General features: G+C 46.7%; 12 protein-coding genes and 1 tRNA gene. 6 read left to right on the top strand and 7 right to left on the bottom strand.

The window, feature by feature from the left end:
- The first annotated feature begins 16 nt into the window (after positions 1 to 16).
- The 5 genes from PsW74_RS14205 (at position 17) to PsW74_RS14180 (ending at position 6,255) form a co-directional block, all read left to right on the top strand.
- The gene (locus tag PsW74_RS14205; protein WP_063289111.1) at positions 17 to 1,375 is read left to right on the top strand and encodes a hypothetical protein; all 1,359 of its coding nucleotides are present in this window, start codon (positions 17 to 19) and stop codon (positions 1,373 to 1,375) included.
- Between the two features lie 76 nt (positions 1,376 to 1,451).
- Entirely contained in the window at positions 1,452 to 2,084 is a 633-nt protein-coding gene (locus PsW74_RS14200; protein WP_063289110.1) for a TIGR02594 family protein, read from the top strand.
- A 69-nt stretch (positions 2,085 to 2,153) separates the two neighbouring features.
- Positions 2,154 to 2,366, top strand: a complete 213-nt coding sequence (locus PsW74_RS14195; protein WP_063289109.1) for a hypothetical protein — start codon at positions 2,154 to 2,156, stop codon at positions 2,364 to 2,366.
- 686 nt (positions 2,367 to 3,052) lie between these two features.
- Positions 3,053 to 3,277 (top strand): hypothetical protein, encoded by a 225-nt coding sequence (locus PsW74_RS14185; RefSeq protein WP_063289107.1) that lies wholly within the window; start codon positions 3,053 to 3,055, stop codon positions 3,275 to 3,277.
- A gap of 1,202 nt (positions 3,278 to 4,479) precedes the next feature.
- Positions 4,480 to 6,255: a hypothetical protein gene (locus PsW74_RS14180; protein ID WP_063289106.1), complete on the top strand. Its 1,776-nt coding sequence runs from the start codon at positions 4,480 to 4,482 to the stop codon at positions 6,253 to 6,255.
- A gap of 590 nt (positions 6,256 to 6,845) precedes the next feature.
- On the opposite strand, the gene PsW74_RS14175 is transcribed toward PsW74_RS14180, so the two are convergent.
- Genes PsW74_RS14175 through PsW74_RS14160 form a run of 4 tightly spaced genes read right to left on the bottom strand, consistent with a single transcriptional unit; the run spans position 6,846 to position 11,414 of the window.
- Positions 6,846 to 7,052: a hypothetical protein gene (locus PsW74_RS14175; RefSeq protein WP_063289105.1), complete on the bottom strand. Its 207-nt coding sequence runs from the start codon at positions 7,050 to 7,052 to the stop codon at positions 6,846 to 6,848.
- A complete protein-coding gene (locus PsW74_RS14170) occupies positions 7,024 to 8,049 on the bottom strand; it encodes a GAF domain-containing protein (RefSeq protein ID WP_193775965.1) in 1,026 nt (341 codons plus the stop codon). The genes PsW74_RS14175 and PsW74_RS14170 overlap by 29 nt, the downstream gene beginning before the upstream one ends.
- A gap of 37 nt (positions 8,050 to 8,086) precedes the next feature.
- On the bottom strand, positions 8,087 to 10,315 hold the full coding sequence (locus PsW74_RS14165; protein ID WP_063289103.1) for a S8 family peptidase: 2,229 nt from the start codon (positions 10,313 to 10,315) through the stop codon (positions 8,087 to 8,089).
- A gap of 7 nt (positions 10,316 to 10,322) precedes the next feature.
- Positions 10,323 to 11,414, bottom strand: a complete 1,092-nt coding sequence (locus tag PsW74_RS14160) for an ATP-binding protein (protein WP_063289102.1) — start codon at positions 11,412 to 11,414, stop codon at positions 10,323 to 10,325.
- 645 nt (positions 11,415 to 12,059) lie between these two features.
- Between PsW74_RS14160 and PsW74_RS14155 the strand changes: the two genes are divergently transcribed.
- Positions 12,060 to 12,860, top strand: coding sequence for a DNA adenine methylase (locus tag PsW74_RS14155; protein ID WP_063289101.1), 801 nt, complete (start codon positions 12,060 to 12,062; stop codon positions 12,858 to 12,860).
- A gap of 37 nt (positions 12,861 to 12,897) precedes the next feature.
- On the opposite strand, the gene PsW74_RS14150 is transcribed toward PsW74_RS14155, so the two are convergent.
- The 3 genes from PsW74_RS14150 to PsW74_RS14140 all read right to left on the bottom strand — a co-directional run bounded on the left by PsW74_RS14150 (position 12,898) and on the right by PsW74_RS14140 (position 14,527).
- The gene (locus tag PsW74_RS14150; protein WP_063289100.1) at positions 12,898 to 13,245 is read right to left on the bottom strand and encodes a hypothetical protein; all 348 of its coding nucleotides are present in this window, start codon (positions 13,243 to 13,245) and stop codon (positions 12,898 to 12,900) included.
- Positions 13,246 to 13,254: 9 nt separating this feature from the next.
- Positions 13,255 to 13,920 (bottom strand): ParA family protein, encoded by a 666-nt coding sequence (locus tag PsW74_RS14145; protein ID WP_063289099.1) that lies wholly within the window; start codon positions 13,918 to 13,920, stop codon positions 13,255 to 13,257.
- A 533-nt stretch (positions 13,921 to 14,453) separates the two neighbouring features.
- Positions 14,454 to 14,527 (bottom strand) — tRNA-Cys (locus tag PsW74_RS14140).
- Positions 14,528 to 14,628: the final 101 nt, after the last annotated feature.

The raw sequence follows: 14,628 nt of genomic DNA, 5'->3' as shown, positions 1-14,628 counted from the left end.
CAAAATGGAGTTGGCAATGAACTTCCTTACCAAGGAATTCGTCTGGCGTGCGCGTGAGACTCTCGGACTTGAAAGCACAGATCCGCACAAGCCCAAAAAAGAAGAAATCATTGCTTACCTGGGGCAAATGGAAATCGCCGCAGCGCTTGGTGCAGTGATTGTAAAAACCAAAGCTGAGTTGGATACGGTCACTAATAAGCCGGATTACACCCCGGCTATTGTGGGTGGAGATCCAAACCAAGCTTTGAGTGGTTACTACCAGTGGCTCGGTAACACTTGGAACTATGTGCGCGACCTTGCCGACAGTATCACGAGACTGGTCAATATCGGGGGGACCGGTAACGCGATTACCGCTGAGCTTCGTTTGGGCGTCAGTTTGTCAGCGGTTGAGTTGGCGTTCTTTGTGCCTGCACACAATAATACTAGCGCTGTAACAATCACGGTTGAGGGCGTCGAAAAGTCAGTTCGCAACGGCCTTGGTAATGAGCTGAGCGAAGATGATCTGCAAGCTGGTTACCCAGCAATGGTCGCGGTGTTTCCGGGGCAGGATGGATACGTGCTTCTCAACCCGGCTAATGTCGAGGCGGTGGTGCTGGCAGCAAAGCAAGCTGCAATAGCTGCTCGTAATCAGGCTCAAACAGCAAAGCAAGCTGCTGAGGAGGCATTGAGCAACCTTGAGGCCGCAGTCGAGCAGGCTTCCGAGTTAGCGTTCCAGCGGTTCAACAAGCTCTATCTTGGTTCGTTCAATGTGAATCCATCTACCGACAATCAAGGTGGTCCACTCAAAGACGGTATGCTTTGCTTTCACTCTGTCGAGAAGAAGATGAAGGTCTATTCAGAGGATGACAGTGATTGGATCTTGGCGACACCAGACACAAGCGATTTTCTCAATAAGGCAAATAACCTTGGTGATGTTGCGAGTAAGTCAGCAGCTCGATCCAATCTAGGTTTGGGAGCGCTTGCAACCTCATCAAAAGTTGGCATGAATGACTTGACTGACAGCTCAGTGAGTACTGGCAAGCTAAAGAGCAAGGCTGTCACAGATCCCAAACTAAACTCTGCGAAATTGAATACGCTGGTAGGTAAGCCTCAGGTCGTGGCGCTGTACTCCAACATCGGGGACGATGCGTCCTTTAATCTTACTCGCTCTGGAGCTACCTACACCTTCGGAACACCTCAGCCAGATACAAGTTATGTCGTTCAGGTGGTCGGTCAAAGAACCACACAAGGTAACTTGAGTTACATCAACATTGTTGGGATGAACGTCAAATCCAAGGCGAGCTTTTCGCTCAACGGTTTGAGGCTGAACAGCGCGGGAAGCATAAGCGGTCTGTCTGGTGGGTTTGATGTGATTGTTTATCGCGTAGCCAATTAATCAAAAAATCTCTTTCTGAAACAGCGCGATATGCGCAGCTACGGCTCCCATAGGGAGCCTTTTTTGTGAGGTGATCATGGGACGGATACCAGACTTTGAATCTCAGGAAATGCTGCAGGATCTCGGGTTCAATCCCGGCAAGCCCGATGGAGATTGGGGCAGGCTATCTGAAGCTGCTTATCAGGATTGGCTTAGCTCCAAAATCAAGGCGATCAAAAGCAGTGAGCCACCATGGTTGGTTGAGGCGCGTCGACTGCTGGGAACCAAGGAGATCTCGGGACCAACGCACAATCCAAGGATCATGGGCTGGGCGAGCAAATTAGGTATCTCCTACCAAACCGATGAAACCCCATGGTGCGGCCTGTTCGTTGCCCATTGCATGAGCCTTGTATCTGATACCCAGCCCACCAACCCTTTAGGATCTCGCCAATGGGCTAAATACGGCAGGCGTTTAGATAAACCAGTACCAGGTTCCATCCTCGTGTTCTGGCGTGGAAGTCCTCGCGGCTGGAAAGGGCATGTCGGGTTTTATGTCTCCGAAAGTGCAGGTCACTATCACGTGCTTGGTGGGAACCAGTCCAACGCAGTCACAATCACGAAAGTCTCAAAGCGGCGGCTCTTGGATATCCGGTGGCCGAACAGCTATCCCGTGCAGGGAGAACAGGCGTTTGTGCAGCGTGAGGGCGCTGTCTCGACTAACGAAGCTTAAGGCGTTCTAGTTTGGAGTTGTGACCACAGTTTACTCACCAGAAGATCCATATCCTTGAATGAGGCTAAGATGCAGAAATCAGAGACAGGCACAGCACTGACCTTTCTAGCAGCTTGGATAGCCCAAAACTGGGCCAACTTCCTAGAGCCGTTCTTTCAGGCACTGCTCATTATCCTGACTGTGGTTGCTGCGTTCTTCATGGTGTGGAACCGAGTTTTGGACAACCGCATGAAACGAAAGCAACTGCAAGACTATGAACGCGATAAGTCGTGTGCTGATTGACCGAGCGGTACTGATCGTCCTTACTGGAGATCCGAGAGTTCTAAAAAAGAGATGAGACAATTCCATTTGGCTGGCGCTGTGATATGCGGCTGGAGGATTGACAAAAAAGATTAAAATCGCATGTTTGCTTAAAGAGCCAGAGGTGAATTGGATCGTGTCTCAGTAATCGTCCGGCGATCTACTTAGCTCATAGATGATTACGTGCGGATCTTCCAAATATGTATGGGTTCTCTGCATATACTGGTCCATCACTTCTAGTGTTTCTGATGAGATTTCTCTGCCAAATACGCACTCTTGAGGGCTATCATCAGCATGAAACATCAAGTCTGCTTGATGTAATTCAACCAGATAAATGATTGCAGTCGCCGCACAAGTTGGTCTGGTGAAGTTATACATAATTGACCTCAAAGGTGATGACGTTTGATCGGACAATGTTGGTCTGAACCAATTATCGCAAGCTGCTCTTTTTCGCTAAATAATAGCTAAGGGCAATTAATCTCATAGGTTGTGATGTATTGAATAACTCGCATGACGTGATTTGAGGAAACGGATTAGTGTCTATCAAAATAGAGAGCAAATGAATCCGCCCTATCTCGCCTCTTATTCTCACCAGTAACTTAATGGCTGCGATCAGTTCCTAATGCATACGTGTGAAATTTTTTACACGTTATTTATAGGAGTTTTTCATGTTTGTTGCGGTTTATAGAACGTCTATTCTGGGACTTGGGGCAAATGAAGAAGAGGCAATCAATCATGCCTTGGTCATTCTGAGAGAATTGTCTTATGAGGAGAGTGTGCATGTTTGCAATAATTTGGAGGTCAAGCCGATAACAGAGCAAGCATGTGATCAAATCATCTACAAAGAAAGTCGTGCCCTGAATTTAAGAAATGGTGCAATTGTAGTTATTTAAATAAAGCGCTATCCAGCGGCGGGGATAGCATTAATTCATGCAGAAACCTAAGCTGATTAAGCTTATCTGATAATTGGTGGTCAGTTATGGTTTAGTAATATTTGTGTATTTGTTTGTTCTTCAAATAACGTAATTGTGAATATTGTTGAAATCTAAATAATATTAAATATGTAGGTAACTTTTATTTTTATAAGATCTATGGGTTTATTTTTTGAGTAGTGCATCTCACGGTAACCGATAGAGGTACTTATTAGGGGGTTACTATGCAAAACTCATTCTTTCGAAACACCAGTGTTTTTGCTCCTCATCTATCTAATCGGTTTCATGGTGTAACAAGGCATGCTTGGTTCGGCTTTGTTGTTTTGGTGACTGCGGGCTCCATCTGTTCTCTTCTTTTCGCGTATGAAGCGGCGACTGAACCGAATGGAGCCCAGTTCTTGATTGCCTGGACTGGCTTCATTGGCTGCCAAGTCTCGTTATGGGCAGCTCTTCGGGTGCGACGTGCCTCGCGTCTAGCTAGTTCCATTTGGGCAGATAGAGATTAATTTGTGGCATCTGCGGCGTAACTCAAAAACAATAACGGCGAGCCACAAGGCTATAGTAGTCAACCAACGTTGTGTTGAACTTTGTGGGCGTAGCGAGATGTTGAGTGACTAAATCTAGAGCGAATGTCCGCAGGTATCACGTAACGTAGGCCAATTGCTGACCTTCGAGCGGTTCCATCAAAGGTTGAACAGTTGGGCTCCAAAACACAAGCCGATTATTGAGGCGAGTACGCCTCAATAACTTCTTCCGGCCCAATTGCTGCCTTTCGCTAGTGGATCTGGTGCTGAGGTGCAGCTTTCGCATTACTACCTTTCGCCCCCGCCACTTGAATGGCTACTTTGAAGCGGATTAGATTAATTCGTTCAACACTTCGAACGAAATGACCGTTGTTGATACATGGTACTCTCAGGGTTGTACTATAAGGAATTAGGTTTTGGAGATTGATGATTATTTCAAGAATGTCGGGAAATTGGCCTAATCTGTGAATGAACAATCTAATGCGGCGCATGAGCTGTTCGAAAGCCCTAGGCTACATGCGAAACTGAATGTGGCGCGAATACTCAAGTAATAACGCCGATAAATCGCCCTTTTCTGACCTGACAGTGCTGATCTGAGCGACACATATTGGCACAAAAATTTTATAAGGCCATCCATATATGGTAATGCGTTCTCCCAAACTCCTCGGTACTGCCATCGTTTCTGATGACGCGGTTTTGGCTGCGCGCCTAACTTCGGCACTTGCGCGTCGGCACCACTATTTGGCAGTATTAGATGGTCCAAGGTTGGCACGAGATGATGCACAGGCTGAGGTGATACGCCGAAACAATGCGCTTGCGCGGATCAATGCCAACAAGGTCATCTTATCGGGCCTTTCTACATCCCAAGAAAGCGCAATGGCCACCCAATTGCCGCAAAATGTCGTAGGACGTTGCGCTGACAATGAGGTTGAGGCATTAGCCTCGAAGTGGCTGCTCAACAATGACCGTCTCAGATGGGGTAGAAACAATATTGGTGTAGGGCTTCTTCGAGCCCTTTATGAAGGGCGTCTTATCGAGTTCGATGACGTTTCTTCTACGATACCTTCTATTGCAGGGCCAAGCAGGCATCATGTGGTGTGCGAGGCGGGCGAGCCAATGTCAGAAATCATTGCGGCCAATTACGCATATTCCCTAGGGGCTGGGCTTACAATCATCCCGAAGGTAGCCAATGAAATTGCCCGAAGACTACTCGAGGATTTTTATCAGTCTGAAAACGGTGAGGAGCGCCAACAGCTACAAACGCAGCTCCGCGAGTTATGTGGCGAGATCAAGACGTCTGGAGTTTCCTCTCTAACATTTTTTACTAAGAAACTGCCATTTGGCGTTGGTTTTCCAACCCAGCCCTCGACACATATCTTCACTTATCCCGATTGTGGGGTTTCTGTAGCAAATGGTTTTGCCGCAGAACAAAAAGCATCCCGTGGTGTAAATGTTGCCGTTCTGGTCGATCCACAGAAAACGACGGCTCCCGAAATCGATGCCGCATTAAAAGAATTGCCCAAACGATCAATGTTAGTGCGAGCGTATCGCGGAAGGGCCGCAGACGTAAGAAGCATCACGGATATGGTTGACCATTTTCCTTACGATCTTCTTTTATTCGCAACGCATTGCGGTGATGCTCCCGGATGGCGTTGCACCTATGAATATAGAGATAGTGAGGGTATCGATCGTAACCTTGTTGTGGACGAGGCAATTGGCGTCAGCCGATCTGATGATCCTGATAAACTTCAAGTGACTCGGTTTAACTACTTTCAATCGCTTGACGGTGTCGATTGGAGTGATCCCGTTGCGAAGGAAAATCATTATATCGGAACGGCTATCAACGACTATGGGGAGCGGATTAGAACCGACGATTTTAAGCCCGTATCCAAAGAGCCTTTAGCTCGAGTTAAACTATCGGCAGCGATGGCAATGCACGATAACAATTACATGCCAGTGCTTGCCAGCCTCGCCGGCGGTGGGTCGCCTATCGTCATCAACAATGCGTGCGTTTCATGGCATGAACTCGCAGGGCGTTTCACATTTGGTAATGCTCGCGCATATGTCGGAACGCTTTATCCGGTACTGCCCTTCGAGGCTGAAAGCGTAGTGAGCCAATTGTTCGATGGGCACTGGGGTAAATACTTGCCTGAAGCGCTTTGCCTTGCTCAAATCGAAACCTACGGACCGGAGGATCAGCGCCGGCCATACGTAATAACTGGTGTCTATACTCAAAAGCTACGCGCTAAGAGAGAAGATGTGCCAAAGCACATTATGCGTCGCCTGTCTCAGGGCATATCGGAACATGCGCACCGTGCTGACCTTGGCACCATAGAGGAAAAGCGACAGCTTGAGTACGTTGCCAATTACTATCGAAGAGAAGCCATTGCGTTTCTGAAGAAATGTTCTCTATAGGGAAGCAGAAATTCTTTAGAACTAACGCTATCATTCGCAAATCGGATGGAGCTAAGGTCAGCTTCTGACTTTAGGAGGCCAATCCAGCTGCATCGCAGCGAAGGTCTCCATTCCACCCATAGAGACAAGGTGAGTGGGATCAATCATAAATTGATGCCTCACTGCAGCAAGTGCTGCCTTAAGCTAAGGTGAATGTCCGCACATGGTCACGCTGCTACGTGGCAGGAAAGTTTAGAAATTCAGGGCCATGAACTGCCATTGGAGAGATTCTATCAAGAGTTGCTGCTGTCTGTAGTGAACTTTCAGAAGACCTTGTTGGCCAGGAATTCATAGCTCTATACGCCGTAGGCGTTAGAAGGCTTCGAGCCCAAAGCTGCCATTCATCGGAATACAGAAAATAGTGATCGCTTGCAGTGCAACAACGTTCAGTATGAGGCTACTAACCTCAAATAACTCTGTAAAGACAACGGAGAGATGTCGGAATGGAAATTCCATTTCCTTTAATTAATCGATTGCATAAAAACGGCGATGAGAGAATAACTTCACCGCCGCCGAACTATCAGAACTAGATTTATGTTGCTGTCGAGATTTCAACCGAACATTGCAGAAACTTCCCTAAATGCCCTCGGCTCAGAAAGTTCAATACGACGGCGCTGAAGTTCATCAATGCGCATGCGGAGCTCGTTACGTTGCTCCTTCTGAGTGTCATTTAGCTTTGTTACTGATACCGTTAGAGTTTCAACCTCACGATCAATCGAGGCAAGATCGTTAAGCGCTTTCTGGCTGCTCTTGATCATCAGAAGTCTCCTTTTCCTCGATTCCTAACTTCTTAGAGTTTATATAGGTGATCCCTACGAGTAAAGCTACCATTCCAGCTACAGTCCGCGCAGCTTCCACATTTTGTGTTGCACCTGCAGCCCCATTAGTGCTGAACCTACCTACCATATCGCTTGAAATCGTTACAATTCCCCAAACTTTCCCCTCTGTACCTACACGAATAGGAAAAGAAGCTATGGAGCGATACCTTTCATGATCATCTTCTCTAATCTTGCCATCAGGAACATAAAAAGCTGACTTAATTGTGTGGTGAGCGGAGTCGTCTATTATTAGCTCTGAATTGCGCTGCCAAGCAGCACCAGTGAAGCCTTCGCCCATTGCCCAAGTTCGGCCTGGTGCGACTTCTTCGATGCGATTTGAGCGTCGATCTACTAAACCTTCAAGAAGTTCATCTTCACCAGAAACAGATCTAACTTTGTAGACGCTTATTGAATGAAACTCCCCAGATTGATAACCCATTGCAGGTAACAATTGATTGAGTGAAACGTCGAATAGATCCTTCAGTGACTTAGCTGTGTCCACTTCTCCTGTGTAGGCTGATTGTTCTGAAACTTCTCGCATTGCCTGCAGTGCAGATATAAGACTTCGTCGTTTGGAGTCTAGCTTACGCATATCATCGAACTGCCTTTGAATTTCTTCTCGATTGCTCAAATAAACACGGGCTGTTTCGATTGCACGTCTAGCTTTATCCATATCGGAAGTTTGGTCTTGTTCGAGAAATAGTAATGCTAGGCCGCCTAAGAGAGTAAGTACTGCACCGCCGATACCAATAATTGACTTCCAGGGGATCTCACCAACTGCTGGAGCAGGCATTAGTCCACCAATTGTTGCAGCAAGGCCTCCTCCTAAAATAAATGAAATTCTTATTGTGAGATTGGTAAAGTCAGCTCGGTTGATGCGTTTGGTAATTGCGTCAGATAGTTCTTTAGCTTGTTGAGTTAGATTTTCATTATTCATTTTGGCCATCAATTGCATTGCGATAAAAGTAAAGAAGTTAAATTTTTGCAGTAATTTCTATGCGCGGTTCTAATGCTTTGAGTCTGTTTCCATAAGTCCTAATAATACTGTTGTATAAGTCGTTGTTTTTTATTTCTTGGATTGTCGCAATTAATGCGTAAGGAATAGAATTGCTGCGTGTAGCAGAGCGACCATTTTGCCTAGCTAAATGCTCAATATCGAAAACAGGCCGGTTAAGAGTTTTAGCTCGAAAATTTTGAATACGCTTACGAACCGTCTCCCATCTAGCCGCATCATCCCTCAGTTCTTGTTCCGTTTTAAAAATTTGCGACTTTCCGAAGAATGTCCTTGGTTCATGTGTGCTTCGTTCGTTGCCGTTTGAATGAAAGCCTGGGTGACCGACTGTAGAGGGGCGGAAGCTAATACCCACGCCAGTTCTTGTATAATTTATTGCATCTTCGGGATCTACAGGGGTCGATACTACAAAGGTAGCTTTGATAGAAACCTTGTTTCTGAAACCATCGTTAGGCATCGGCAACGGGAAACGCATATGACGCGTGGGTTCGAGAAAACCCTGATATATAACCGTGGCTTCATTATCCTTGCAGGTCATTAGGGCGGTAATGTCATTAGGGATGCTTCCCCATCCTACTTCAATTTGGTTATGGCCATTCTCGGATGCGTGATGGATAAGTAGCGCTTTCAAGGCTGTAGGGGTTATTTGGTCGCTGAACGTGGATGCTAACCCAGCAGCTATACGGGCCGCACTAGGAGCTGAATAACTGGTTCCAGCGGTAGATGACAGCTGGCTTTGACCATTGATTACTATAAACGGTTGGTTTTTGGTGCCTCCAAAAGCAAGAATATCGGGCTTTACAAGGCCTGGGCTACGTCCTGGTCCGACAGCGCTGTAGGAACACCTTCTCCAATTGTTATCGACACTATCCTTTGAGCCCACTGCCAATACGTTTACACCATCGGCAGAAGGCTGGATACGGTTCAATCCTAAACTAGCATCTTCTTCGCCGTTATTGCCAGCTGCGGCTATAATTAGCGTTTGGCCATTTGCTGATATTTGGTCTAGTCTGGAAGTCCAAGCATGTACATCATCATCCAACAGTGCTTCGTCAGGCCCTATTGAAAGGCATGCTATGTCATACCTATTCTGTGTGAGTACTGTCGTAACTCTGTCAAGCACTTTCATCAGATCAAAGTCCTTGTCACCTTCATCATAAACTCGCCAATGGTCTATATTGCTGAAGCAGGTGGGTAGGCTAGTAGGGTTATCAATGCTTCCAAATAAAGCTGCTGAAGTTACCTTTGCACCATGAGCTAGAGCGAAAGGAGAGGGGCTTCCTATCCCGCTTGGCTCTCTCACCGTCACTAGGTTGTTAAAAGGGTGTTTCTCATCCAGACCTCCATCTAAAATTGCAACGCGCTGAGAGGAGCCTGTTGGGTTTATCTTAGAGAGGTCAATTAGATTTTCTGAAGTTGCTTCTTCACTGGGAAAATCACGAAATGTTAAGCGTGGCATGCGGCGGATCAAGCGCAGGAAGGAAAATTTTGTTAGATGTTCTAAGTATTCTGCATTTGCACGCAGGCCTAAAAATGCAAGTCCTCCCACGATTTGAGTATGCTCAATAGAAAATTTCGGTAGTATTGAATCGCACCACCTTTCGAAGGCTGCAATGGTGTCTAGATTGGTATTTGAAGTGTGTTGCCCAAAGTGCAACACAACTTCCAGCGGTATATTTCTTCCAGATAGTTGGTGTGATTTTAGTCGCTCCGAGCCTAGTGATCGAATAGCTTCAATTTTCCTGAAATCATCCTGAAAGGCTTGTGTTTGAGTGGGATGTTTATCAGGACAAAGCAGTTCAATATTTGATCGTGGGCCTGCAATGAATAACTCAGCAGCGACTAATTTCTTATTTGCCTTTTTAGCTGACGGGTGTCTCCCAGGTCTAATTCTGGTTTCACGGCTTCCGACTTGTCGTAGACCGAGTGTTTTGAGTAATGAGGTTGGATGGTAGGTCTTCGCAAGGAAGCTAGGATGAAGAGTAAGTGCCAGTACTGCCTCATCATTTGGGCATGCAAGGCTAGGAAGCTGGTTTATTTGGGATACTGAATATTCAATCTCATCTTCTAATCGCTCTACGGCATCCTCGTACTCGTAGGGGTATGCCTTGTCACCTCCGCCAGTTTTTAGGCTAATTTTCTCGATTAAGTTTTCACCTTGCCCAATAATCCAATTCGTATTGCTTGCCACAATTGCCTCACCACGTAATATCCAATTTTCTTAAAGTCTCTCTGGCTAACCCTGTAAGCTCACTGGTTTTTCTTTGAGAATAACCCAGCTTGCTAAGATTACTGGCCAATATTTTTTTCTTCTCAGAAGTCAAATTTGCTTGGTACTCCTGAGTTAACAGACGAAATGCGGAATCAGTATCAATGTCGTTTACAATAGCATTTCGTAAAGTTCTCCTTACGAGAGATGCTGCTTCATCATATGAGTTGCAATCGGTGATATACGCTAAAACATTGGCCCAGCTTACATCCGCTCGGTTGTTTATCTCTCTTTCAATCACATGTGCCATAATGTTTCTGTCGAGATGAGGGAACAGAATGGCTACATCAAATCGACGCCACACAGCCGGATCAAGTAACTCGGAATGGTTCGTTGCAGCAATAAGCAGTTGATTTTCTGGCCATAAATCAATCTCTTGCAAGAGTACTGTAACGAGGCGTTTCAATTCACCGATCTCTCCTTCATCATCTCTTTTTTTTGCGATTGCATCAAATTCATCTAGAAGAAGAATCCCATCTTCCCTCTTTGCAAAATCTAAGACCTGCTTAAGGTTAGTCCCTGTTTTCCCTAGGAAAGAAGACATTACGCTTGCAAGGTCGAGTACAAACAATGGTTTATTCAGTTGCTGAGCTAACCATCTCGCCGACATCGTTTTACCAACGCCTGGAGCACCGGAAAGTAACAGGGTTTTTGCTGGTGTTAAGCCCGCCTCATGCAGTTGATCGATTTTCTGTCTTTCGTGTACAATTTGGAGAATTTCTCTTTCTATATTCGAGGGCAAAAACGGTTTTGGTTGCTTTCCGGGGTACTCGACGCGCAGCAACTCATGGCGGCTTTCACTATCAACCGGCACTATGTGTTTCGGAGTGCCTCTGAATGCCCTTGCCTCGCTTGTCTTAAGTGTTTCAATTACATCAGAAATTTCACTTGCGAAGTCGCTATTGCTCATCCTAAGAGCACGAGCTGTTTTACGTGCAAAATTCGTTGCACCTCTTTTGTCTCCAACAACAGCGAATCTAAGAAGCTGAATAAAGTGAGGACGTAAGTCGGAATCTTCCATCTAGATCTAGCCTATGGCGCTGAATAAATAATGCAATTTATATTAGTGGAAGAAATACTGTTTTTCAAACAATAAATCTTCCATTTAATAATTTGGGAATGTTTAAAATTTGGATGCCTCGTAAAAATTGAGTTTCATCTTGTTTGCTAGGGTGAAAGCTACTACCCCCTCAAAAATTCAATCAACCTCAGGCCGGAAATTGACAGTTAAACATTACCGATACTAGGCCGAATATGCTCTACGTCCACTAGAGCTCCATTGCATGCGCTTACCTTCGCATAGCAGCGAATGTCGGATTTTGGCCGCGAGACGCTTCTTGCGCCGCTACAAAGTGCGGCCCTCTGCTTTCACCAGTAAGCTGGATCAGAGGCACTGGAGGTTGAGGGCAAGCTCTGACTAAGGATGGTGCAAAGGTGCGCGAGCGTCAGCTTATGGTCAAACGCCTCTTTCCCATGATCCCTCTCTTCTCGATACCCACCAGAGTATTGGTGGGAAGAACGACGTGCGTGAACACGTCAATCCACGGGCCTTGTCAAATCAGTCCGTGAGAGCGTTAAGCAAGCTGAAAGGCTCATTCCCACCAAGCCATACATTGTTAATTGTATGGTTGGGAAATCTTGCCATAGCTTGAGAGTAAACTTCAATATGAACTTGTTTGGAGAAGTCGCTCCGGTCAACGCTGAACCGGTGGCACCCTATCTTGGCGGCAAAAGCCAGCTTGCTGCTCGTATTGTCGGTAAGATCAATCAGACCCCGCACCAGAGTTATGTGGATGTGTTCTGCGGAATGGGCGGGGTGTTTTTCAAGAGAAGCTCTGTCACCAAATGCGAAGTGATTAACGATATAAATAGTGAGCTTGTCACGTTCTTTCGTGTTTTGCGCTCACACAAGGCTGAGTTCTTGCGAAGCCTGGAATACATGTTTGCCTCACGTGAGGAATTTGAAGCGCTCAAAGATAGTGGACTGGATTATCTGACTGACATTCAAAGGGCTGTTCGCTTCTATTACCTCCAACGGCTCGCATTTGGTGGTAAGTCTGTGGGACAGTCGTTTGGGACTGCGATAGAGCGGCCATCTCGCTTTAACGTAAAGCGTGTTCTGAGTAACATAGAGAAGGTTGCAGACAGGCTGTCTGCAGTGACCATAGAAAACTTGGACTGGCGTGCTTGCATAGAGCGTTATGATGGAGAGCAGACGTTGTTCTATATCGATCCGCCTTACTGGGGTGGTGAGACAGATTACGGCAAGGGGGTATTTGAGCGCTCCGACTTTGCGGAGATGGCAGAACGGCTTTCCAAAATCGCAGGTCGGTTCATTCTCTCGCTGAATGATAGAGACGAAACGCGACAGACCTTTGACGGCTTTCAGCAGGATGTTGTCAGCCTGAACTATTCCATTGCGAAAGGTGCGGGTAAGCAGGTCTCTGAGCTGATCATCTCCAATTAGCTTAACAATCCAATATGAGAAACTTTGACGCTCGCAATCATCGCCGATTGCGGGCGTCAAGTTCTTCTAGGGTGGGAACGGGTAAGCCGTCTTCTCGCAGCAAGTGGTAGAAATATTCCTTCTTGCCCAGTTTCAGTTCTTTGCGGCGAGCTTCAATCATCTCAATGATAGGGATTGGAACGAGAGAGTAAGCGACGTTGCCCCTCTCAGATTTGCGCAAGGCGCTCAGCATGGCCTCATGCTCGCTTGGCCGGTCATTCACTAGCTGTGCGATAATGTCTTGGATGGATGAGCTCTCAGTGGGCTTTACAGCGGCTTCTGGAGCTTGCTCAACTGTGCTCGTGTCTCGATTAATGAGCTGTCGCTTCGCTTTATAGTCTGCCATAGCTCAACCTCACGCTGCTGCTTTCCGAACGATTGCAGGAGGAATGAGGTGCTTTGCCCGTAACTCTCCTACGAGTTCCCGAGTGTAGACCTTGGCTCGGCCTTTGATGGAGTCTCCCGTGTTCATTGCAGTCTTGAATGTTGTGGTGTGCCAGAGGATGGTGTTCAGAACGTCGAGAGCCGATTCTTCAGATAGCTCGTTTGTGATGTCGTCAACATTGCGGGTGTTGCGGTCAAAGTCCGTCCTTACCACTGCGCTTGTGATTGGCTTGCCTGTCTTTGCACTCAGTTTTGAGAGGAAACGCTGGGTGTTTACTGCTCCCTCAATATCGGCAACGGTTGTAGAGCAGGGGATTAAGACCAGGTCACTAGCAGCTGCGATGTACGCTGCGATACGTGAGTTAAAGCCTGCGGTGTCTACAAGAGTGTAATCGTACTCACCCTTAAGCTCTTGCAGCAGTCCGGTGATCGCGTTGTCGTTTGTCTCGCGGAGGAAATCAATATTGCCGCGATCTAAGATTTCTTGCTCTGCCCAAAGTGAGGAAGAGCGGAGTGTGTCAGTGTCTGGAATGATGATGTTGTGGCCTTCTCCAGCGAGAATGCTCGCAAGAGAAATTATCAAGGTGGACTTGCCGCAGCCACCTTTCTGCTGAATAGCTGAAATCGTATGCGCCATATTGTGCCCCTCAACAAAAGATAGTTGCTGGACAACGGTATTTAACCGCCAGATAACAGGCAATCCGCGACAATTAATGAGGAACAGGTAATCGAGAGCCGTAAGCAGATAACAGTTTACGAATGTTAGTTACGGCTGATTACTGTTGAGAGGTCTCTTGGGGATGTTGTGGCACCATGTGCTGGTAGCAAGGACGGGATGTGACGTCCTTGGATCCGCAGTGCGAGCAACGCAGCTTCCGAGCAATATGAATTACGATTGTATCCTCGGGCATTCTCTCAGTGGAAACGTAATCAGCGTTCTGGCAGTTATTGCAGTGAGCGCGAACTGGCGCGTCGAGTTCTTTCAGGTCTGTCAAAGTGACTGGACGGTTTTCCATTGCTCGTGCTCCAAATGATCTCTCCTGACAGGAAGTTTGGGAGGGTAGCAGGGCGCAATTTTGGGGGCAAGAATCCCTCACCTTGGTTCCATCACGAAAAACGTGAGGGAAAAACCCCAATAAGATAAACAATAACAATGTCAGGAAAAGAAAGTGGAGGCCTCTGCCGGAATCGAACCGGCGTACACGGATTTGCAATCCGCTGCGTCACCACTCCGCCAAGAGGCCAACAGTATGGTGTGGAACGGCTTTTCTGATATTTGGGGCGGATAGTCAAGCCAGTTAGGCAACTTTCTCAGATGTGTTAGGCAAAAGCTGTTCATAAACCG

The organism is Pseudovibrio sp. W74 (assembly GCF_001623085.1).
GTDB lineage: Bacteria > Pseudomonadota > Alphaproteobacteria > Rhizobiales > Stappiaceae > Pseudovibrio.
The sequence above is the reverse complement of the archived record's forward strand: the minus strand, read 5'-3'. Positions and strand labels throughout refer to the sequence as shown.